The sequence below is a fragment of the Fusobacterium sp. DD2 genome, assembly GCF_018205345.1.
Classification (GTDB): Bacteria; Fusobacteriota; Fusobacteriia; order Fusobacteriales; family Fusobacteriaceae; genus Fusobacterium_A.
This window is the reverse complement of sequence record NZ_JADRHM010000015.1, coordinates 16,910-40,347: the sequence shown is the minus strand read 5'-3', so window position 1 is coordinate 40,347 and position 23,438 is coordinate 16,910. Positions and strand designations below refer to the sequence as shown.

At 30.4% G+C, this 23,438-nt stretch carries 21 protein-coding genes and 2 riboswitches; of the genes, 19 read left to right on the top strand and 2 right to left on the bottom strand.

Going from position 1 to position 23,438, the window contains the following annotated elements:
• Nucleotides 1-68: 68 nt before the first annotated feature.
• The 10 genes from IX290_RS03910 (at nucleotide 69) to thiE (ending at nucleotide 10,473) form a co-directional block, all read left to right on the top strand.
• Nucleotides 69-1,442: an HD domain-containing protein gene (locus IX290_RS03910; protein ID WP_249168843.1), complete on the top strand. Its 1,374-nt coding sequence runs from the start codon at nucleotides 69-71 to the stop codon at nucleotides 1,440-1,442.
• 88 nt (nucleotides 1,443-1,530) lie between these two features.
• Nucleotides 1,531-2,622 (top strand): ParA family protein, encoded by a 1,092-nt coding sequence (locus tag IX290_RS03905; protein ID WP_211491906.1) that lies wholly within the window; start codon nucleotides 1,531-1,533, stop codon nucleotides 2,620-2,622.
• A 10-nt stretch (nucleotides 2,623-2,632) separates the two neighbouring features.
• Nucleotides 2,633-3,331 (top strand): hypothetical protein, encoded by a 699-nt coding sequence (locus IX290_RS03900; RefSeq protein ID WP_211491905.1) that lies wholly within the window; start codon nucleotides 2,633-2,635, stop codon nucleotides 3,329-3,331.
• A gap of 38 nt (nucleotides 3,332-3,369) precedes the next feature.
• A complete protein-coding gene (locus IX290_RS03895; RefSeq protein ID WP_211491904.1) occupies nucleotides 3,370-5,637 on the top strand; it encodes a bifunctional dihydroorotate dehydrogenase B NAD binding subunit/NADPH-dependent glutamate synthase in 2,268 nt (755 codons plus the stop codon).
• A gap of 47 nt (nucleotides 5,638-5,684) precedes the next feature.
• A riboswitch (TPP riboswitch) is annotated at nucleotides 5,685-5,784 on the top strand.
• Nucleotides 5,785-5,877: 93 nt separating this feature from the next.
• Complete coding sequence (thiC, locus tag IX290_RS03890; protein WP_211491903.1) at nucleotides 5,878-7,152, top strand: phosphomethylpyrimidine synthase ThiC; 1,275 nt, start codon at nucleotides 5,878-5,880, stop codon at nucleotides 7,150-7,152.
• Between the two features lie 15 nt (nucleotides 7,153-7,167).
• A complete protein-coding gene (thiS, locus tag IX290_RS03885) occupies nucleotides 7,168-7,383 on the top strand; it encodes a sulfur carrier protein ThiS (protein ID WP_211491902.1) in 216 nt (71 codons plus the stop codon).
• Nucleotides 7,384-7,429: 46 nt separating this feature from the next.
• Nucleotides 7,430-8,209 (top strand): thiazole synthase, encoded by a 780-nt coding sequence (locus tag IX290_RS03880; RefSeq protein WP_211491901.1) that lies wholly within the window; start codon nucleotides 7,430-7,432, stop codon nucleotides 8,207-8,209.
• Entirely contained in the window at nucleotides 8,206-9,312 is a 1,107-nt protein-coding gene (gene thiH, locus IX290_RS03875; protein WP_211491900.1) for a 2-iminoacetate synthase ThiH, read from the top strand. Before IX290_RS03880 ends, thiH begins: the two co-directional genes overlap by 4 nt.
• Nucleotides 9,309-9,848 carry a sulfur carrier protein ThiS adenylyltransferase ThiF gene (gene thiF / locus IX290_RS03870; RefSeq protein ID WP_211491899.1) on the top strand — a complete coding sequence of 180 codons (540 nt, stop codon included), beginning with the start codon at nucleotides 9,309-9,311 and terminating at the stop codon, nucleotides 9,846-9,848. The genes thiH and thiF overlap by 4 nt, the downstream gene beginning before the upstream one ends.
• Nucleotides 9,841-10,473, top strand: coding sequence for a thiamine phosphate synthase (thiE, locus tag IX290_RS03865; protein ID WP_249168842.1), 633 nt, complete (start codon nucleotides 9,841-9,843; stop codon nucleotides 10,471-10,473). Before thiF ends, thiE begins: the two co-directional genes overlap by 8 nt.
• 149 nt (nucleotides 10,474-10,622) lie before the next feature.
• Here thiE and IX290_RS03860 read toward each other — a convergent pair whose 3' ends face one another.
• Both IX290_RS03860 and IX290_RS03855 read right to left on the bottom strand, forming a co-directional pair.
• On the bottom strand, nucleotides 10,623-11,432 hold the full coding sequence (locus tag IX290_RS03860) for a glucosaminidase domain-containing protein (protein WP_249168841.1): 810 nt from the start codon (nucleotides 11,430-11,432) through the stop codon (nucleotides 10,623-10,625).
• Nucleotides 11,433-11,631: 199 nt separating this feature from the next.
• Entirely contained in the window at nucleotides 11,632-12,618 is a 987-nt protein-coding gene (locus tag IX290_RS03855; protein ID WP_211491898.1) for a hypothetical protein, read from the bottom strand.
• A 130-nt stretch (nucleotides 12,619-12,748) separates the two neighbouring features.
• Between IX290_RS03855 and IX290_RS03850 the strand changes: the two genes are divergently transcribed.
• From IX290_RS03850 to cbiE, 9 genes are all read left to right on the top strand, one after another.
• The gene (locus tag IX290_RS03850; protein ID WP_211491897.1) at nucleotides 12,749-14,266 is read left to right on the top strand and encodes an ABC transporter permease subunit; all 1,518 of its coding nucleotides are present in this window, start codon (nucleotides 12,749-12,751) and stop codon (nucleotides 14,264-14,266) included.
• Between the two features lie 20 nt (nucleotides 14,267-14,286).
• A complete protein-coding gene (locus IX290_RS03845) occupies nucleotides 14,287-15,744 on the top strand; it encodes an ATP-dependent helicase (RefSeq protein WP_249168840.1) in 1,458 nt (485 codons plus the stop codon).
• A 122-nt stretch (nucleotides 15,745-15,866) separates the two neighbouring features.
• A riboswitch (cobalamin riboswitch) is annotated at nucleotides 15,867-16,045 on the top strand.
• 173 nt (nucleotides 16,046-16,218) lie between these two features.
• Nucleotides 16,219-17,700, top strand: a complete 1,482-nt coding sequence (locus IX290_RS03840) for a cobyric acid synthase (protein WP_211491896.1) — start codon at nucleotides 16,219-16,221, stop codon at nucleotides 17,698-17,700.
• Nucleotide 17,701: 1 nt separating this feature from the next.
• Nucleotides 17,702-18,661: an adenosylcobinamide-phosphate synthase CbiB gene (gene cbiB / locus IX290_RS03835; protein ID WP_211491895.1), complete on the top strand. Its 960-nt coding sequence runs from the start codon at nucleotides 17,702-17,704 to the stop codon at nucleotides 18,659-18,661.
• Nucleotides 18,662-18,671: 10 nt separating this feature from the next.
• Nucleotides 18,672-19,730, top strand: coding sequence for a threonine-phosphate decarboxylase CobD (gene cobD, locus IX290_RS03830; protein WP_211491894.1), 1,059 nt, complete (start codon nucleotides 18,672-18,674; stop codon nucleotides 19,728-19,730).
• A complete protein-coding gene (locus IX290_RS03825; RefSeq protein ID WP_211491893.1) occupies nucleotides 19,727-21,052 on the top strand; it encodes a cobyrinate a,c-diamide synthase in 1,326 nt (441 codons plus the stop codon). Before cobD ends, IX290_RS03825 begins: the two co-directional genes overlap by 4 nt.
• Nucleotides 21,052-21,699: a precorrin-8X methylmutase gene (locus IX290_RS03820; RefSeq protein ID WP_211491892.1), complete on the top strand. Its 648-nt coding sequence runs from the start codon at nucleotides 21,052-21,054 to the stop codon at nucleotides 21,697-21,699. Before IX290_RS03825 ends, IX290_RS03820 begins: the two co-directional genes overlap by 1 nt.
• Nucleotides 21,699-22,823, top strand: a complete 1,125-nt coding sequence (gene cbiD / locus IX290_RS03815) for a cobalt-precorrin-5B (C(1))-methyltransferase CbiD (RefSeq protein ID WP_211491891.1) — start codon at nucleotides 21,699-21,701, stop codon at nucleotides 22,821-22,823. Before IX290_RS03820 ends, cbiD begins: the two co-directional genes overlap by 1 nt.
• Nucleotides 22,810-23,436 (top strand): precorrin-6y C5,15-methyltransferase (decarboxylating) subunit CbiE, encoded by a 627-nt coding sequence (gene cbiE / locus IX290_RS03810; protein WP_211491907.1) that lies wholly within the window; start codon nucleotides 22,810-22,812, stop codon nucleotides 23,434-23,436. The genes cbiD and cbiE overlap by 14 nt, the downstream gene beginning before the upstream one ends.
• Nucleotides 23,437-23,438: the final 2 nt, after the last annotated feature.

Genomic DNA, 23,438 nt, shown 5'->3' with positions numbered 1-23,438 from the left:
ATAAATTGATAAATTTTAGAAAAGGAAGTATCCTATAAAGGAGATTTAGCTAAATTTGGGAGAGTATTATGTTTGAAAAAATTGATTTAAATGATGATATAAAAAAAATACTAAGATTGCTACAGTCACAAGGTAAAGGCTATGTAGTAGGTGGATATATAAGAGATAAACTTCTTGGATATGAACCTCTAGATTGTGATTTTGTAACTGATATTGACTATATTCAGCTTAAGGAGATTTTTACAGAATACAATCCCATTGAGATAGGAAGACATTTTGGAGTAATACAGATTAAAATAAATAATATTACCTATGAGATAGCTAAAATGAGAGAGGATATAGGAATTCCTGAAAATAGAAAAGAGCAGGATATACTTTTTACAGGAGATATATATACAGATTTAAAAAGACGTGATTTTACTGTTAATGCAATAGCCTATGATGGAGAAAAATACTACTATCATGATATTAGTGAATATGATATTGCAAATAGAAATATACGTTTTATTGGGGATACAGAAAGAAGAATAAAAGAGGATCCTTTGAGGATATTAAGAGCATTTAGATTTGCAGCAACTAAAAATCTTAATATGAAATTTGATTTAAGTACTATTAAAGATAATCTTGAGTTTATTAAAAATATCTCTGTAGAAAGGGTGAGAGAGGAATTTAATAAAATAATTGTTGCAACCAACATGACTCCTCTTAGAGTAATGAGCAGCATTGGAGTAATAGAAACTTTTATTCCACAATGGAGTGAGATAAAGGATCTGTATCAGATTTCAAGAGGAAGGAAAATGAATGTGGCTTTGCATACAATAAAGGCTATGGGGGTTGTTAAAGAGGATTTTGTACTGAGACTTGCACTTTTTTTTCATGATATTGGAAAAGGAAGAAGTAAGAGTATAGATGAAAATGGAAATATGCATTTTTATAATCATGGATTAGTTTCTGCAGAGATTGCTAAGAAAGTAATGAAAAGTTTGAAATATGATAAAAAAACCATTGAAAGAGTTTATAGATTAGTTGCATCACATCTTTTTTATAGGAAAGAGGTAGATGAACTCTTTGTAAAAAAGAAACTCAACTATCTAGGTGAAGATATATATAGATTTTACAGACTTATAGAGGGAGATAAAATTGCACATTTTCCACCTTATGATTTTACCACAATAGATAGGATGAAAATTTTACACTTTAAGATAGTTCAAAATAATATTCCTTATAGAAAAAGTGATCTAGCTATAAATGGTAAAGACCTTATAGAAAAATTTAATTTAAAAGGACCTATAATTGGAAAGATAATTGATGAATTATATGAACATATACTCATTCATCCTGAACTGAATCTAAAAGAAGAGTTATTAAACTATACATTAAAGGTGTTAGATAAATATGTGCAAAGCACGGATAAATCAACGGTTGTGAACAAAAATCATTGACTTCATACCAAAAATACGATACAATATAGAAGCAGTATTTGACTAAGTCGCATACATGCGACTTAGTTTTTTTGTAAAGGAGTGCATAATGAAGAAGAAGATAGGATTATTTTACAAAAAAAATGGAAGCTTTAATAACGCCGTATTAACAGTAGATAAAACTATTACTAAATCACTTGATATAGATAAAGATGACAACAATATTGTTTTATCTTTTGCAGATGGAGTTATTACACTGAAAAAAGGATTTGCAGAAGAAGAAAAAGAGGAGAAGGATATTCACGGTGATGTAGTAAATTATGTGAAAAATACCACTGTAAATTTCAGCAAGGTATATAAGGATAAAGATTACTATGTTGCAAAGTTAAATATTCCTTTTTCAATTGTAAATACACTTAAAATAGAAAAAGATAATAATGAGGTAAATATAACAACTGGAAAAGGAGTTGTAACTATTGATAGGAAAGAGAGAATAGGAAAGGTTTATACTCTAAAAGTAAACAAGGGTGGAATTGGGAAAACTTTCCTGACTGTGCAACTGGCACATGGACTTGCAATGCAGGGTAAAAAAGTAATGATACTTACTTCAGACTCTCAAAATAATATCATAGATTTTACAGTTCCTGAGAGTAAGCAAAAGGAGATTACTTTAGAAAAAGGTCTTAGAAGCTGGGTAATGACTGGAAAAGGAGAGAAGATAGAGTTAAGAAAAAATCTTGATTTTATTCCATTGGAAAGTTCTCTTTTTACTCAAAGATTTTTGGAGAAATTGCCTATTTTTATAGAGCACCTAAAAAGAGAATATGACTATGTATTAATTGACAGTATTCCAACAATGAAGATAGATACAGAATTTGTTAAGTGTTCAGATAAAATAATAATTCCTGCTTTTTGTGATATACCAACAATGAAGGGGATTATAAATGTTATTGAAGAAGCAGGTATAAACAAGATAAAAGGAATAATAATAAACCTATATCGTAGTACAGTAACACAAAAAGATATAATGAATAAATTGAAAAATATAATTGAGGAAACAGATGTTGTATTCCCTAATCCTATAAAAGAGACATCAATTATAGAGACTCTTGTAAAAAAAGGAAAAACAGTATGGGAGAGTAGAGCAAAAACAGTAGAGGAAGCTCAAAATAGCTTGCTGGATATCATAATGGAAATGTAGGAGGCATAAAATGAGTACAGTAGAAGATAGATTCCAGGCTATGTTAGCAAAAAGAAAAAAAGAGAAAAAAGAAGAAAATAGTGAAGTTGTTGTTAAAAATAAAAATAGTATAGCAATCACAGATGTTTTTGAAGTTGATAGCAGTATATTTGGTGATTTGACAGATGATAGAGAACTGGTAGAGTTTTTGGAGAAAAAATCAGTTGAGATGTTATCTATCCAAAGTAAAAATATGATACTTTTAGGAAAAAATTTGACTGAGGTATTTAATGAACTAGGGAGAAAAGGAAGTCCTGAAGGATTATATGTAAAATACATAGAATTCAATGGATATAAGAAAGACACTGCATTGAGACTTAGAAAAAGATATGAGCTTTTTGAAGCTACTAAGAATGAGAGAATAAAACAGATTATCTCAATATTGCCTGTAAGAGCTATAGAGCAATTTTATAAAGAAAAAGAAGATATATTTGTAATATTAGATGAGGAAAATAATGATGTTGACTATAAAAGAGTTATGGATATAATTAAAAGTAGAAAAACTCAAAATCTTGAATATAGAAATACAGAAGAGATAAATTATGATTTTGAAATTGGTCAACTTGATGATTTATATAAAAAAATAAATAATAAATTTGATGAATTAGATAAAAAGAAAAAAGAGAAAATTGCAAAACTTTTATTAGAAATAGAAAAAATATTGTCATAAGAATTTTGGAGGTGAAACTGCTTTAGCAGTAAAAATATATGTTTAAAATTTTAAAAAAGAAATGGTTAACTCCATTGATATGTAGCATGGAAATTGAGGCAAAACTACTTGCCAAATCAGCAAAACCTGGACAATTCCTTATAGTAAAAGCTGATAAAAAGGGTGAAAGAATTCCTTTGACAATATGTGATTACAATACTGAAAGAGGAAGCGTAGTTATTGTATTTCAAGTAGTTGGAAAAGGAACAAAAAAAATAGCTAAATATGAAGAAGGAGAACATCTTCAGGATTTAGTTGGACCTTTAGGTCAAGCAAGTGAGTTTTTAGATATACCACTGGAAGAATTAAAAAAGAAAAAATACCTTTTTGTTGCAGGTGGAGTTGGGACAGCACCTATATATCCACAAGTGAAATGGTTTAAAGAACATGGAATTGATGCAGATGTAATTATTGGATCAAGAAATAGAGATACTCTTATATTTAAAGATGAGATGAGTAAAGTTGCTAAAAATCTATATATCTGTACAGATGATGGAACTTTTGGAAAAAAGGGTAGAGTAACAGATGTTATAGATGACCTTATAAATAATAGAGATAAAAAGTATGATCATGCAGTGCTTATTGGACCAATAATGATGATGAAGTTTGCATCATTAAAATGTAGAGAGTATGGAATTAAAAATACTGTAAGTTTGAACCCACTTATGATAGATGGAACAGGAATGTGTGGAGCTTGTAGAGTTACTATTGATGGTAAGGTTAAATTTGCATGTGTGGATGGTCCAGAATTTGATGGAGATAAAGTTGATTATGATGAAGCTTTAAGAAGACAGAATATGTATAAGACTGAAGAAGGAAAAAATATACTAAAAATAGAAGATGGAGAGACACATCATAATGACAGCTGTCCAATTCATGATGATATAATTGATGACAGTGGAAGAATTCCTGTGAGAGAGCAGGAACCAAATGTAAGAAATAAAAACTTCTCAGAAGTTTCTTATGGTTATAACTTTGAAGAGGCACAAAAAGAAGCAGAAAGATGTTTAAATTGTAAAAATCCACTATGCGTTAAAGGATGTCCTGTAAATATAGATATACCATCTTTTATAAAAGAGATTAAAAATGGAGATCTTAGAAAAGCAAGTGATGTAATATCAAAATATTCAACTTTACCAGCAATTTGTGGAAGAGTTTGCCCACAGGAAACACAATGTGAAGGTAAATGTGTGTTAGGAATAAAAGGACAACCAGTTGCTATAGGAAAACTTGAAAGATTTGTAGGTGACTGGGCAATAGAAAATGAAATTCCAGTAGTAATTGAAGAAGAGAAAAAAGAAAAAATCGCTGTAATTGGAAGTGGACCTGCAGGGTTAACTGCAGCAGGAGAACTTGCAAAAATGGGATATAAAGTAACAGTATATGAAGCACTGCATAAATTAGGTGGAGTATTAAGTTACGGAATTCCAGAATTTAGACTTCCAAAGGATGATATAGTAGACAGAGAGATTAATAAATTATATGAAATGGGAGTAACTGTAAAAACAGATACTATTATTGGAAAGACAATAACAGTAGATGAACTAATAGATGAACAAGGTTTTTCTGCAGTATTTATTGGTACAGGAGCAGGACTACCTAAATTTATGAATATTCCAGGAGAAAACTTCAATGGAGTATTTTCTGCTAATGAATTTTTAACAAGAGTAAACCTGATGAAAGCTAATAGACCTGATTATGATACTCCAATTACACTTGGTAGAAAAGTGTTTGTTGTAGGTGGAGGGAACGTAGCAATGGATGCTGCAAGAACTGCAAAAAGATTAGGAGCTGATACAACAATAGTTTACAGAAGAAGTGAGAGTGAGCTTCCAGCAAGAAAAGAAGAGATAATCCACGCTAAAGAAGAGGGAGTTAAATTTGATTTTCTTGTAAACCCAGTTGAAATAATTGGTGATGAAAATGGTTGGGTAAAAGAGGTTAAATGTATAAAGATGAAACTTGGAGAACCTGACGAAAGAGGAAGAGCATCTGTAACTAAAATTCCTGGAAGTGAATTTATTATGGAATGTGATACAGTAATAATGGCACTTGGAACTTCTCCAAATCCACTTATATGTGAAACTACAGAAGGATTAAATGCAAATAGATGGAATGGCATCGAAGCTGATGACAATGGAAAAACAACTAGAAAAGAGATATTTGCAGGTGGAGATGCTGTAACTGGAGCTGCTACAGTGATACTGGCTATGGAAGCAGGGAAAAAAGCGGCTTTTGAAATAGATAAATTTATAAAAGAAAAATAAAAATTTGACAGTATAGAAAAATAAGTATATAATAGCGAATGAAAAGAATAGTTTGCTAGGGGAGCCAATTGGCTGAGAAGGATACGGTCCTGACCCTTAGAACCTGATATGGATAATACCAGCGTAGGGAAGCAAGATAATTACTTTAATATATTTTAACTTATATTAATTTGGATTATATAGCTCAGTACGTGGTATTGAGCTATTTTTTTATATAAAAAATTATTTTAGGAGGATGTTATGTATAGTACTCAAATGGAAGCAGCAAAAAAAGGGATATTTACAAGAGAGATGGAGATTGTAGCTAGGGATGAAAAAATGGACAAGGATCTCTTAATGAAAAGAATAGCTGAAGGTTCAGTTATAATTCCTGGAAACAAAAATCATAAAAACATTTATCCAAGAGCAATAGGAACAGGAACTAAAACAAAAGTAAATGTAAACTTAGGGGTATCAGAAGATAGCTGTGACTATATGGGGGAAATGGTAAAAGTTAAAAAAGCAATTGAATACGGTGCAGATGCAATAATGGATTTAAGTACATTTGGTGATACAAAAAAATTCAGACAGGAGCTAGTTGAGATTTCACCAGTTATGCTAGGAACAGTTCCTATGTATGACGCAGTTGCAAAACTTGGGAAAAATATTAAAGATATGACAGTGGATGATCTTTTTAGCGTAGTAGAACAACACTGTGAAGATGGAATAGATTTCTTAACAATACATGCAGGATTTAATAAAACATGTGTTGAAAGATTAAAAAATAGTAAAAGATTAACTAAAGTTGTAAGTAGAGGAGGATCAATACTATTCCAATGGATGGTATTAAATGATAAAGAAAATCCTTTCTATGAGCACTATGATAGATTACTTGATATATGCCAAAAATATGACGTAACTCTAAGTTTAGGAGATGGATTAAGACCTGGAAGTATTCATGACTCAACAGATGGTCCTCAAATTCAAGAGTTATTAATATTAGGAGAACTTACAAAAAGAGCTTGGGAAAAAAATGTACAAGTTATGATTGAAGGACCTGGACACATTCCTATGCATGAGATAGTTACAAATATGCAACTTGAGAAAAAATTATGCCATAATGCACCTTTCTATGTATTAGGACCTTTAGTAACAGACGTTGCACCAGGATATGATCATATTACTGCTGCAATTGGTGGAGCAATAGCTGCATCAGCAGGAGCAGATTTCCTTTGTTATGTAACACCAGCTGAACACTTAAGACTTCCAACTTTAGAAGATATGAAAGAAGGGATAATGGCATCAAGAATAGCTGGACATGCTGCAGATATTGCAAAAGGATTAAATGGAGCAAGAGATTGGGATAACAAGATGAGTAAATATAGAGGAGAACTTAACTGGGAAGGAATGTTTGAAACATGTTTAGATCCAGAGAAAGCAAGAGAATATAGAAAATCTTCTATGCCAATTGAAGAAAAAGTTTGCACTATGTGTGGAGACTTATGTCCTATGAAAAGATGTAATGAAATGATATAGGCAGGAGATAGTTATATGAATATAAAACTAAATGGAGAAAAATATGAAATTGAAGGAACAGAGATTACTGTAGAAAAACTTCTTGAAAGATTATCCAAAGAAAATAATCTAAAATTAGGTGGAGCAGTAGTCTTAGTAAATGATGAAGTAATCAAAAAAAATGACTGGAAAGTCCAAAAAATAGCCAATGATTATGTCGTAGAAGTTCTAAGTTTCGTTTCAGGTGGATAATTTTATAATACATAATATAGGACAAAAATAAGAAGGAGATAGTAAAATGGATGAATTAGTTTTAAAAGGGCGTAAGTTTGGTAGCAGATTGTTAACAGGAACAGGAAAATTTTCAGATAAAAATTTAGTAGCACCTATGTTAGAAGCATCTAAGTCTGAAATAATAACAATGGCTTTGAGAAGAATTAATTTCACTAATCCCAAAGAAAACATTTTGAATTATATTCCTAAAAATATGACATTACTTCCAAATACATCTGGAGCAAGAAATGCAGAAGAGGCAGTTAAAATTGCACATATTGCAAGAGAAGCAGGATGTGGAGATTTTATAAAAATTGAAATAATAAATGATAATAAATATTTGATGCCTGACAATGCTGAAACTGTTAAAGCTACAAAAATTTTAGCAGATGAAGGATTTATCGTTCTTCCATATATAATGCCAGATTTAGTTACAGCAAAAAAATTGGAAGAAGCTGGAGCAGCAGCAGTTATGCCACTTGGATCACCTATTGGGTCAAACCGTGGAATTATAACAAAGGAACTTATTGAAATGATGCTTGAAAATAGTAAACTTCCAGTAATTGTAGATGCAGGAATTGGTAAACCATCAGATGCTGCAATGGCAATGGAAATGGGATGTGATGCAGTACTTGTAAATACAGCAATAGCAACTGCACAGGATCCAGTTAGAATGGGAAGAGCATTTGCATTAGCAGTAGAAGCTGGAAGAGAAGCATTCTTATCTAAAATGGCTGAAGAAAAGAAATATGCAAGTGCATCATCACCACTTACAGATTTCTTAGATCTAGGTGATAACAAATGAGTTACTACTATGAATTAGAGAAATGGAAAGATTTTGATTATAATAAATATTTTGACAGTGTAACAGATGAGATGATTGTTAATAGCATATCTAAAGATCACTGCTCAGTATATGATTATTTAAATCTTTTATCACCAAAAGCTCAAAACCATTTAGAAGAAATGGCAGTAAGAGCTGCAAAACTTACTAGACAGCATTTTGGAAATGTAATATCTTTATATCTTCCAATTTATGTATCGAACTACTGTACTAGTAACTGTATTTATTGCGGGTTCTCAAAGAAAAATCATATAAAAAGACGTCATATGAAGATGGAAGAGATTGAAAAAGAAGCAGAAGAGATAGCAAAGAGTGAAATTCAAAATATATTACTTCTTACAGGTGAAGCAAAGGGACTTATAAGTAAGGAATATCTAAGAGATGCAATAAATGTATTAAAAAAACATTTTACATCTGTATCAATAGAAGTTATGCCATTAGATGAAGATGAGTATAGCTATCTTAAAGGATATGGACTTGATGGACTTACTGTTTATCAGGAAACTTATGACGAAGTTAGGTATGCACAGGTACACTTATCAGGTGAAAAGAAAAATTTCAGATATAGACTTGATACACCTGAAAGAGGGGCAAAAGCGGGATTAAGAACTATAGGAATAGGGGCCCTACTTGGACTTGGAAACATAAGAGAAGATGCTTTTAGAACTGGTTTACATCTAAAATATTTAATTGATAACTATCCAAATACAGATTTTAGTATCTCTTTCCCAAGAGTTAATAAAGCTGAAGGGAATTTGAAAGATAGCTATAGTGTAAATGATAAAACATTTGTTCAAATTATTTTAGCTAATAGAATTTTCCAACCTAAAGCTGGAATAAATCTATCAACAAGAGAGAGTGCGTTTATGAGAGACCACCTTTTAAACCTTGGAATTACTAAATTCTCTGCTGGTTCAAGAGTTGAAGTTGGTGGTTATTCACATGAAAATGAATCTACAGCACAATTTGATATTACAGATAGCAGAAACGTAGAAGAAATCGTAGCAGCTATAAGAGCTCATGGTCTTGAACCTGTGTATAAAGACTGGGAGACTTTGGTATGAAAATAGGGATAGCAGGTGTTGGTGGCATAGGGTCGAATGTCGCTATGCACCTTGTTAGATCAGGATTTACAGATTTTAAGTTTGGAGATTTCGATAAGATAGAGGAATCAAATCTCAATAGACAGTTCTATTTTCAGGATCAGATAGGGAAATATAAGGCTGAGATGTTATGTGAAAATTTAAAAAGAATAAATAAAAAAGGTCATTATTTTTTTTCCGTTATTAAATTTGATAGAGATAACATTAAAGATTATTTTTCTGATTGTGATATTATAGTTGATGGATTTGATAAAAAGGAGTATAAATCTCTTTTGGTGGAAGAGTTTTATAATAGTGGAAAGTTACTAATATGTGTATCTGGAATTGGTGGAAAGAATACAGAGAGTATAGTCACAGTAAAAAAGGGAAACAATTTTTATATTGTTGGTGATTTACATAGTGACATTGATAATTATGCAACTTATTCGCATAAAGTTTGTACGGTAGCTGCAAAAGTTGCAGAGATTATATTACAGGTGGGATGTGAGAATGATTAGAGACAAAATCATACCAAATGGTTTATATGGAATAACAGGGGAAAAATTTAGCAATGGAAAAAGCAATTTCCAATGTGTTAAAGAGATGATAAAAGGTGGAATAAAAATAATTCAATATAGAGAAAAAGATAAATCTATGAAAGAAAAGATAAAAGAAGCAAAGGCAATAAGAGAGCTATGTAGAGATAATGGAGTACTGTTTATTGTCAATGATCATGTAGATTTAGCTTTACTTGTAGATGCTGATGGAGTTCATGTAGGGCAAGATGATATGACACCAGCAGATGTTAGAAAACTCGTTGGAAAAGATAAAATAATAGGCCTTTCAACACATAGTCCTGAACAGGCATTCACTGCTTATTATAATAAGGATGTTGACTACATAGGTGTAGGGCCGATATATCCAACTACAACTAAAGATACAGAACCTGTTGGCCTTGATTATCTGGATTTTGTAACTAAGAATATAGATATGCCTTTTGTAGCTATAGGTGGGATAAAAACTCACAATATAGATGAAATCATATCTAGAGGCGCACACACAATCTGTATGGTTAGTGAAGTAGTTTCAAATGATAACATTGCAGAATTTGTTAAAGAGTATATAGGGAAGATTACTTTATAAATAACGAAGGGCTGTTGTATTTTCAACAGCCTTTTTATTTTAAAAACATATTAAGTCCGATAATCAAATATATAAAAAATGATTAAATAAATAAAAAACAGATGCATAGCATTAAAATGCTTTGTATCTGTTGTTATTAGCTTTTAATTTTATGAATCATACTCTGTAAAGTTATTTCTTTTCAGTGTACTGATAACTTTTCTTACGTATAACTCTCCCTCTTCAGAATATGATGCAAGACCCTGAGCTATCTCCTCTGGGCTTTTATTTTCCCTTATAAATCTTCTCAATTTTTTATATGGATTTCCTCTTGAAAGAGTAAGAACAATATCTGCAACTGACTCCTTTATAGAGTTATACTTTTTCAGATGTGGTCTAAATCCATCTGCTCTTGATCCTTTAGCAGGAATACGCGGTTCATTTGGATTAGTTGACCATATACCGAATAGATTATTCCCTTCTTTAAAAAATCTTGATGTTCCCCAGGCACTTTCTAAAGCTCCCTGAGTTAATATAAGAGATGTTGGATATATAAGAAGTCTATCATCCAGCTCTTTCCATTTTCCATATGGAACTCTATACTTTTTAAATAGAGATTTTGCATATCTATATTCTTTTTCACTAAGAAACTCTTTTTTAGATAATTTTTTAACAATCTGTTTATTATGGTTTATTTCACTATTTACAACTTCAATAGCTGGTAGAAGAAGCTCTACAAATACCGTCTTCTTTTGATTCATAGTAAGTGAATTAAGGTCTAAATTTACATTTGAAAAAGAGTATAAATCTTCTGTGTTCTTATATTTTTCTATATCCTCTAGACTATTTAAACTTACATTTTTGTACTTTATTTTAGGGATATCGCTAGTACTGAATTCAGGTAATTCGAATCCAAGAGCCTGGAAACTCATTACTGTAAACAGGACAAAAAATAAACTGCTTAAAATTTTATTTTTCATTCTTTTCTCCTTAAAATTTAGTTTTTAAAAGTATAGCAAAAAATCCAGTAATTGTAAAGTCTAGATAGGACCCACATTATTAAAGTCCGATAATCATATTTATAATATAAAATTTATTTTATTAAAAAAGATTTAAAAAAATACACTCCAATCTTTATTTTTAAAATTGGAATGTATCTTAATTTTCACTATTTATCTTTTAAAAAAAACTTATAATATAATTTTCCACTTCTATATCTATAAGCTTATTACCACTTTTGACATCATACTCAATTTCCATTAGTTTTCTAAGTTTTGATTTAAGATGTTTATCGTCAAAGAGATTAACATTTTTAAGTTTTAGAAAAACTGGATATGGGTGCATAGCTCCTCTATCATTTGCAAAATAATCTTTTATTTCATCATAGACATTGTCTTTAAAATTATTATATGAAATGTTTCTACTACATCTATCTGTTTTGATAAGAAGAGTAAGTTTGAGATACATTATTAGCTCATCTGCAATGAGATACATAAACAGAGGATATAGATTTTCTTCTTTAAGATACCTTAAAAGATTTTTATAATCATGGGTTAGAAGAAAAGTCTCTATAAGATTTTTCAGATTTGCCTCATGATTTATTGAAATAATATTTTTTATTTTTTCCAGAGAAAAAGAATCTCCATCTAAAAAATTTTTAATTTTATCTATTTCATTTTTTAATTTAAAGAAGTCATCTCCAATCAGATTCTGAAGTGTTTCTGCTTCTGTTTGTGAGATATTCAATGTCTGTTGAATATAAAATAAACTTGCCTTTTGTTCATTTTCTTTTCTAAAACAGATAACTTCTGCAATATCAGTAAAAGCATTAAGGACACGTTTACCTATCTCATTTGTTCTTTTACCATAGTCATTTAAAAACTCTTCATATACAATAACTACTTCTTTCTGTGCAAGATTATACATTTTAAGACTTTTACCAATATCTGCTAAATTTTTACAATCCTCTGCTCTTTTTAAAATAATTAGTTCGTGAGGAGAGAACATTGAATTTGTAGAAACTGAGTCAAAAAAAGATGAAATATCATCTGTTGAACCATCAAAAATTTTCTCCCTAATACCTGGATATTTATTTTTTATTTCACCTATAATCTCTTCATATTTAATTTGAAGTGGAGCTGTATCTCCATATAACAAATATAGCATAATTTCACCTTTCCAAAAACTGATTTATAATAAATCATAACACAATAATTGAAAAAAATAAAGCTTGATAGAAATATATTATCAAATTTGATATACTATAAATATAAATGATAAAAGAGATGGGAGAATTATGAATACAAAGAGATTTACGTCAATTACAATAAATTTAGTTTGCGGACTGGCCTGGGTGTTACCAGTGTATTTTTTTGCAAGAGATTTTTTCCATATAGATAAGATTAGGGAACTATCTCAGCAAAATATTTTAGATGTACTGTTCTTTTCAGTAAAACAGAGTTTCTACTCTACAGTTGTAGCTTTTCTTATTGCACTTATCCCAGCGTACTATTCAGCATACAAAAGAAATTTTCTGACAAAACTAATAAATGGTTTGATATTTATACCATTCTTTTTTCCAGTGATATCAGTTGTCACTATTTTCTCCATTGTATTTAATATGGAGATATTTAAAGAGATGAATATACTATATAGTTTAAAGGCTATTGTTATTGCTAATGTATTTTACAACTCACCAATATTTGTAAAGTATATAGGAGAGGGATTGAAGAGAATTCCAAAAGAGATAATTGAAGCTATGAAAGGAGATGGTGCTGATAATATTACTATCTTTTTTAGAGGTCAGCTTCCACTTATTATGCCACAAATATTTAGAGGGTTTATACTGGTATTTACATATTGCTTCTTAGGTTTAGGAATTGTATTATCATTAGGTGGAATTAAATATTCAATAATAGAAGTTGAAATTGCAAATACACTGATGAGTGGTGCTAATTTTTCAAAGGCTATGTATCTTGGTATAATTCAGGTTATTGTATTGATAATCTTAAACCTTTTTGGAATTTTTATAAAAGAATATGAGCTTACAGGAAATCCTGAGAGTAAGAGACTTAACCCTGTTCTGGGAATATACTCTTTTATCTATGCAATACTGCAATATGCAGTAGTAGCATTTTCATTTCTATACTCTTTTGTAAATGTCATTACTGGAAAATTTACTATAAAAGCATATGAGAATCTATTTTCTCCAGATTTTATAGAGGACTATGCAGTTGTTGAAAGCCTTTTTAACTCACTGAAAATTTCAATAGTAGTAAGTGCTATTTCAGTAGTTTTAATATATATAATTATAAAGAATTATAATAGATTTACAGATATTTTAATATTTTCAAATTTGGGTATTTCAGGAGCATTTTTGGCAATAACTTTATATTACCTAAATGTCTTATTTGATATACCACTTGCATTTCTTTTAATACTTGGTTATCTGATTGTTGTTATTCCAATAGGGTATTCATTTATGTATCAGTATGTTAAGAAGTTTCCAAGAGAAGTACTTGAGAGTGGAGATTTAGATTGTAAAAACTCATTACAACGTTTTATATATGTTGAGTTTCCAATTTTAAAGAATATATTTTTATCAGCCTTTTTACAGATATTTGCAATTGTATTTGGAGAATTTACTATAGGATATACTATGCAACTTGAGGATATATTTCCAGTTGCTTCACTGGTAAACTACTCACTTGTTTCCAATAAACAGTATATGGAAAGTTCTGCCTTTACCTCTATTATAATTGCGATAATTTTATCAGCTTTTATTCTTGGAGAATATCTAAAATCTGAAGACTAAAAATAAAAGGATGTGGTGTATTGGGGATTTCACCAGAGGTTCAGTTAAAGAAGATAGTAAGTAAATTAGAAAAAAGAGAAGTAAAATATGAAAAAAATAATTTAATAGGAAATCTTAAGATAGACTATTCAAAAGTTTTAAGCAAAGAGCAACAGATTGCACTTCATTGTTTAAAAGGCCAATATCTTGTAATAGCGGGAGCTGGTTCTGGAAAAACCAGAACAATGGTCTATCGTACTGCTTATTTAATTGAAAATGGTGTGTTACCAAGCCAGATTCTAATGATAACTTTTACAAGAAAAGCAGCTGAAGAGATGAGAGAAAGACTTCTTGGAATACTTGAAACGAAGGAAACAAAAGTCAGGATAATGACTTTTCACTCTCTATGTGCAAAGATAATTTTTAAGAATAAAGCACTATTTAATATAGAGGAGATGCATATACTTGGAGATGACCAAAAGAGAGAGATTATAGAAACACTTTTTCATGAAGAGAAGATTGGTAATCTTAAAATCGCTTTAAAAGATGTTGAAGAGTATATTGAAGCGAAGGAACTAAATAGAGAAATCCTTATTGACAGTAAACAAAAAGAGGTATCACAGAGTATATATGAAAAGTTCACTAGTAAGAAAGAGGAAAATAATCTCTATGAATTTGAGGATTTAATAAGAAAAGTTAATGAGAAATTTATGGAAAATAGAAATTTTCTTGAATATATTCAAAGAGGTATAGAGTATCTCATAGTTGATGAGTATCAGGATAGTAATGATGAACAGAGGAGACTTCTCAAATTACTTGTTGGAAAAGAAAAAAATCTTATGGTAGTTGGAGATGACTTTCAAAGCATATATGGTTTTAGAGGGGCAGACTTTACTAATATTTTAAAATTTGGAAAAGACTTTCCAAATTCAAAGCTAATCAAACTTCAAACAAATTATAGAAGTAAAGAGGAAATAATCAACTATACAAATAAGATCTCTAAAAGCATGAAGATTAAATATAATAAAAAAGTTATTGGAACTGGGAATTCAGGTGGAAGGATATTTAAAAATCAATTTATAAATGAGGAAAAGCAGTGGGAATATCTATGTAAGAAAATTATGAATCTGCACCTGTCTGGAACTTCATATAGTGAGATAGCTATTTTATATAGAAACAGATATGGAGTAAAAGGACTATTAAAATATCTTACATCTAATGGTATTCCATATCATACAAAAAGTGATGAATCCTCAGATGGAGTAGCACTGCTTTCAGTACATAGTTCAAAGGGACTTGAATGGGATGTGGTATTTTTACCAACAATGATGGAAGGGATATTCCCATCATTTAATAATGAGGAAGAGTTAGAAGAGGAAAAAAGATTATACTATGTTGGATGTTCCAGGGCTAAAACTAATTTATATCTTTTATATCCTAAGTTTTATTATGAAAAAACAGGGTATTATGAGAAGAAGTCCAGGTTTCTTAATTATTGACAGATTAAATAGCATCTATAAATAATAGATATAACAAATGACTTATTTAAGTGGAATTCAGAAATAATATATATGGTTCAAAATGGATAAATGCTTGACGTAATTGATGCATATAGAGTATAATAATGTAAAATATATAAGTATGCAGTTTTTTTAAGTAAAAGGGAATTAAGTGAAAATCTTATACGGTCCCGCCACTGTGTTGATGACGAAAGTATCATAGGCCCACTGAGAAATTGGGAAGGGGATATGAGTAGGATGAATCTAAGTCAGGAGACCTTTCTTAAAAAATATTTGACTATCCTGCGGGGACGGGAGGAGAATGAGTATAGTAAATAATTAGGGTACTAAAGTTAATTAATAAAGATAAATATTTTGGGATTTTATTCAGATGTAATATTTGGATAACAGTTTTAATGTTATTTATCTTGATTATTTTGGTGCCTTTTTTTATTTTCAAATGGGAGTGTTGTAATGAAACATAGAAATATCATGATTGTAGGTACCTCATCAGGTGCTGGAAAAAGTATTACAGTTACAGGATTATGCAGAGTTTTTAAAAAAGATGGAAATAGTGTTTGTCCATTTAAATCCCAGAATATGGCATTGAATTCTTTTGTTACAAAGACTGGTAGAGAAATGGGTAGAGCGCAGGTTGTTCAGGCACTTGCCTCAGAAATAGAACCTGAAGCATTTATGAATCCAATTCTTTTAAAACCAACTACTGATAGAAAAATTCAGGTTATTGTAAATGGTAAGTCAATTGGAAATATGAGTGGAATAGAGTATGGAAAATTTAAGACTTCTTTAAAACCTGAGATAATGAAAGCATATAATCATATTAGAGAAACTTATGATATAAGTGTTATTGAAGGTGCTGGAAGCCCTGTTGAAATAAATATAAAAGAGGAAGATATTGCAAATATGAAGATGGCAGAGATGGCAGATGCCCCTGTTATTTTAGTAGCAGATATAGATAGAGGTGGAGTATTTGCTTCTATATATGGAACAATTATGCTACTTTCTCCTGAAGAAAGAAAAAGAGTTAAAGGTGTAATAATCAACAAATTCAGAGGAGATGTCAATATCTTAAAACCTGGATTAAAAGAGATTGAAGATCTGACTGGAGTTCCTGTAGTAGGAGTTATGCCTTATAGCAATATAGATATAGAAGATGAAGACAGTGTAACTGAAAGATTTAGAAGTTTAAAAGAAAATAAAGGGATTGAAATATCTATTATAAAATTAAAACATATGTCTAATTTTACAGATTTTGATGCATTAAAAATTGCAGATGATGTAAATATAAAATATGTAACATCTCCTAAGGAACTTGGAAATGAAGATATAATCATTCTTCCAGGGACAAAAAATACAATAGAGGATTTAAAAGAGATTAAAGATAATGGAATAGCTACTGAGATTATAAAAGCCTCTAAAAATGGAAAAATTGTTATAGGTATATGTGGTGGATTCCAGATGATGGGAGAAAAAATAAAGGATCCATATGAGATAGAAAGTTCAATAAAAGAGATTCCAGGTTTAGGATTACTTGAACTTGAGACAGTTATGGAAAAGGAAAAAAATACAAGACAGTATAGTGGAACACTAAAAAATTGCAGTGGATTATTATCAGGTCTTGAAAATGAAAATATAAATGGATACGAAATTCATCAGGGAGTAACTAATGGAAAAGAGACTCAGATTACTGGTGATGATAGAGTAGTTGGTGTTGTAAAAGGTGATAATATTTTTGCAACTTATATTCACGGAATCTTTGATAATGAAAAAGTTACCCGTAATATCTTAAACTTAGTAAGAGCTAAAAAGGGATTGGATATCCAAGATGAGGGAATGACATTTGATGAGTATAGAATGCATGAACTTGATAAGCTTGAAAAGATAATGAGAGAAAATATAGATATTAAAAAAATATATGAGATAATAGGTGATTAATGTGGATTTTTTATTTAAGTATAGCATAGCTTATGTTTTGGATTTACTGTTAGGAGATCCTCATTGGTTTCCTCATCCAGTTAGATTTATTGGAAAACTTATAACTGGGCTTGAAAAACTTCTATATAGATTTAGTTGTAAGAAGTTTACGGGAGGAGTTCTTGCAATACTTACTATTGGAATAACATTTGTTGTTTCATATTATCTAGCTAAAATATCTCCTATATTAGAAATATTCTTTTTATATACTACCCTTGCTACTAAGAGTTTAGCAGATGAAGGATTTAGAGTATGTAAGGTTCTTGTTGATGGAGATATGGAAAAAGCAAAAAAAGAGCTTTCATATTTAGTGAGTAGAGATACAGGAAATATGGATGTAGTACAGATTACAAGAAGTATTCTAGAAACAATTAGTGAAAACAGTGTAGATGGAGTTATATCTCCAATGTTTTATGCTTTTATAGGAAGCATGTTTTCTGTTGGTGGAGTATCACTTGCTCTTCCATTTGCAATGGGATATAAAGCTATAAATACACTTGATTCAATGGTTGGATATAAAAATGAAAAATATATGGATTTTGGAACTGTATCAGCTAAAATTGATGATGTTGCAAACTTTATACCTGCAAGACTTGCAGGTGGAATATTTATTCCTATATCAGCATTTTTATTACATTACAACTATAAAGGTGCATGGAAGATATTCTTCAGAGATAGATTAAATCATTCAAGTCCAAACTCTGGTAACTCTGAAGCTGCTTTTGCAGGAGCATTAGGAGTACAGTTTGGTGGAAAGACTAGCTATTTTGGAGTAATACATGATAAACCAACTATTGGTGATAAATTAAAACATTTTGGAATACCTGATGTTAAGAAGGGAATCAGACTTCTATATGTTACATCATGGGTAGGAATGGCATTTTTTATTTTCACATCTAGAGTGGTAATGTATTTTATATAAGGAGAGAAATATGGATTTACATGGAGGAAATATTTATAGACTTGCCAGAGAGGGAAAAAAAGAGATATTGGACTACAGCTCTAATATAAATCCTTTAGGAGTACCTGAAAAATTTAAAGAGGCAGTTATAAATAACTTTGACAACTTAGAGAGATACCCAGATCCAGAATATATCGCTTTAAGAGAAAGTATTGCACAGTACAATGGATTGGATCTTAAAAATACAGTAGTAGGTAATGGAGCAACAGAGATTCTATTTTTATATACGCAGGCACTGAAACCTAAAAAAGCATTAATCGTTGCACCTGCATTTGCAGAATACAAAAGAGCTTTGGATTCAATAGGGTGTGAAGTTTTATATTATAGATTATCACATGAAAAGAACTTTACATTTAACTTAGAGGATTTCTTAAAAAACATACCACAATGTGATCTGGTTATAATATGTAACCCGAACAATCCAACTGGAATATTTATTCCATTGGAGGATATAAAAAAGATAAACAATGTGTTAAAAGCAAAGAAAATAAAACTTTTTATAGATGAGGCATTTATAGAGTTTATCAAAGGATGGGAAGAGTTTACAGCGGCAAATCTTAAGGATAAAAATATCTTTATCATGAGGGCTCTAACTAAATTCTTTGCAGTGCCAGGAGTAAGACTTGGTTATGGTATCTATTTTGATGAAACTATAGAAGAGAAATTAAACATGAAAAAGGAACCATGGAGTGTCAATTCATTTGCAGAGATTGCAGGAAGAGTTATGCTTAAAGATAGTGAATATATAGAGCAGACAGAAGAGTGGATAGATAAAGAGAAAAAATGGTTCTATGAAGAGTGTTGTAAGATAAAGAATATAAAAGCTTACAAAACAAATACAAACTTTATGCTTATAAAGCTGTTGAAAAGTACAGCTATTGAAGTTAAGGAAAAAATGCTTGAAAAAGGAATTCTTGTTAGAGATGCTTCAAACTTTGAAGGATTAAACGAGCATTTTATAAGACTTGCAATAAAAAATAGAGAGAATAATATAAGAGTACTTAATACTCTCAAAGAGGTGGTAGAATGAAAGCCTTTATGATTGCAGGAGTAAGCAGTGGAATAGGAAAGACAACAGTTTCTATGGGACTTATGTCATTATTTGAAAATGTATCTCCATTTAAAGTTGGTCCTGATTATATTGATCCAGGTTTTCATCAGTTTGTAACTGGTAATAAAAGTTATAACTTAGATTTATTTATGATGGGAGAAGATGGAGTAAAATACACTTTTCAAAAACATCATAAAAATCTATCAATAGTTGAAGGTGTTATGGGACTATATGATGGCCTTGATCATTCACTTGATAATAATAGCTCTGCACATATATCAAGAGTACTTAACCTTCCAGTTATTTTAATAGTAGACGGTGGAGGAAAAAGTACAAGTATTGCAGCTCAGGTTTTAGGTTATAAGATGCTTGATCCTAGAGTAAATTTAGCAGGTGTTATTATAAATAGAGTTACTGAGAAAATGTATGAACACTACAGAGAGGCTATTGAAAAATATACAGGACTGAAATGTTTAGGATATGTACCAAAGGATGATACTTTAGCACTATCTAGTAGACATCTTGGATTACTTCAGGCAACTGAGATAAGTGATCTAAAAGATAAAATTACAAAGTTAAAAGAGACATTGGAAAAAACTATAGATAAAGAGGCAATACTTAAGATTGCTCAAATAGATGATAAAGAGAAAGAGCCTTGTCCATATGCAGATTTAAAGAATAAATATAAAGGATTGAAACTTGGTCTTGCTAAAGATAGTGCATTTAGTTTTTATTACAATGATAATATAGAGATGCTTGAATATATGGGAATAGAGATAACTCCATTTTCTCCAATAAAAGATAAAGATATTCCAGAAGTAGATATTCTATATTTTGGTGGAGGATACCCTGAAATATATTCAAATGAGCTCCAAAGAAATAAAAGTCTGATAAATTCAATTATAAAATTTTATCAAAATGATGGTGTTATTTTTGGTGAGTGCGGTGGTTTCATGTACCTTAGCCAAGGATTTAAAAACATCAATGGTAATCTAGAAAAAATGTGCGGAATAATAAAATGTACAGAAGAGATGAGAAATAGATTAGATATATCAAGATTTGGTTATATCAACATAATTAAGGATAAAAAGATAGTTGGAAAAGGTCACGAATTCCACTATTCAAAAATAAATACAGTAGATGACGATACAAGAGAATATGATATTGAAAAACCAAATGGTAAAAAATGGAAATGTATATTTAGAGAGAAGAATGTTTATGGAGGATATCCACATCTGCATTTCTTCAAAAGCATTGATTTTTTAACAGAGATTTTAAATAAAGCAAAGGAAGTGAAATAATGAAAGATTATATAAAAGTACCTCAGGATATAGAAAAAAGAAGTTTTGAAATTATAGGTGAAGAGTTAGGAGAAAAGGTAAACAATTTTGATGAGAAAACTCTTCCAATAGTAAAAAGAGTAATTCACACAACTGCAGACTTTGAATATGCAGATTTAATTGAATTTAGAAACAATGCAATAGAAAGTGCAATGGAAGCATTAAAAGGTGGATGTAAAATTTACTGTGATACAAATATGATAGTAAATGGATTAAGCAAAATGGTATTAGGTAAATTTGACTGTAAAGCATATTGCTTAGTATCAGATCCAGAAGTTATAAAAGAGGCTAAATCAAGAGGAGTAACAAGATCAATAGTTGGAATGGAAAAAGCAGGAAAAGATCCTGAAACCAAGATATTCTTAATAGGAAATGCTCCAACAGCTCTTTATAAATTAAAAGAGATGATAGAGAAAAATGAAATTGAAAAACCAATGTTAGTAGTAGGAGTTCCTGTAGGATTTGTAGGAGCTGCTGAATCTAAAGAGGTTTTCAAAGGATTGGATGTTCCATATATTACAATAAATGGAAGAAAAGGAGGAAGTACTGTAGCAGTATCAATTCTTCATGGAATTTTATACCAAATGTATAAAAGAGAGGGATTCTAATGGCTCAGGAATTAAGAAGCGGCTATACCACAGGAAGCTGTGCAGCTGTAGGGGTAAAGGCAGGGTTTCAGGCCTTACTCCACAATAATTTTTGTGAGGAAATTGAATTTACAACTTTAAATGGAATTAAATTAAATGTTCCAGTATATAGATTAAGAGTTAGAAAAAATATGGTTTCATGTGCTATTAAAAAATTTGCAGGAGACGACCCAGATGTAACTAATGGGATTAGCATCTGTACTCAGATAAAACTTGTAGATAAATTACCTGAGATTAAAAAAGGTCACTATTATGATAACTTTGTTATTGTTGGTGGCCGTGGTGTTGGAACTGTAACTAAAAATGGATTGCAGGTTCAGGTAGGTAAATCAGCAATTAACCCAGGACCTCAGAAGATGATCAGTGAAATTGCACAGGAAGAACTAAAAAATACAGATAAAAAAGCTATAATAACAGTTTACGTTCCTGAAGGAATTGAAAAATCTAAAAAGACTTTTAACCCAAAACTTGGTATACTGAGAGGTATTTCTATCTTAGGTTCTACTGGAATAGTAAAGCCAATGAGTGAAGATGCTCTTAAAGATTCCATGTTTGTTGAATTAAAAGTACTTAGAATGGCAAGAGATAGAGACTGGGTAATATTTACTTTTGGAAACTATAGTAAAGAATATTGTAAAAACCTTGGACTGGATCTGGAGCAGACAATTGTTATAAGTAACTATGCTGGATTTATGATAGATTCTGCTGTCAAATTAGGTTTTAAAAAGATACTTTTCTTAGGACATATAGGAAAAGCAATAAAAATAGCTGGTGGAATATTTAATACACACAGTAGAGTTGCTGATGCAAGAGTAGAAATAATGGCAGCTAATGCTTTTATCTGTGGAGAAAAAGATGAAACAATTCATAAAATATTAAAATCCAATACAGTTGAAGAAGCATGTGAATTTATTGAAAATAAAGAGTTTTTCACTCTCATTGCTAATAAAGTTAAAAAGAGAGTGGAAGAGTACTCAAGGGAAGAACTTGAGTGTGAAGTTTTACTATTTTCATTTAAAGGAGCAACTTTGGGATATACTAAGGATTTTTATAAATTGGCAGGTGAGTTAGCTGGAAAAAATTAGTGTAGTAGGGCTTGGACCTGGAAATATAGATTATATAACAAAAAAGGGAATAGATAATATTGGAAGTTGTGATATTGCCATTGGTGGTAAAAGACAGCTAAGTGAGATATCATTCCTATTAAAAGAAGATTGTGAAAAATATACTTTAGGAAAACTTGTAGAAGTAATAGACTTTATTAAAGGTCACAGAGATAAGAAAATTACAGTTATTGTTTCTGGAGATACGGGATATTACAGTCTTCTTCCTTTTCTCCGTAAATATTTTAAGAGAGAGGAACTTGATGTAATTCCTGGAATTTCATCTTTTCAATATCTTTTCTCAAAACTAGGAGAAGCCTGGCACAATTATCGTTTGATAAGTGTCCATGGAAGAGAGATGGATTATATAAAAGAGATAGAAAGTAATCCAGGTATTGTATTATTAACTGATGATAAAAATACACCATATACAATAGCAAGAGATATTTATGAAAATGGTTTTAGAGATATGGAGGTTATTGTAGGAGAAAGACTTTCTTATGAGGATGAAAAAATCAGTGTAGTGAATATAGAAAATTATCAGGAACTTGATAGAGAGTTTAAGATGAATATTACAGTAATAAGAAAAAAATAGGT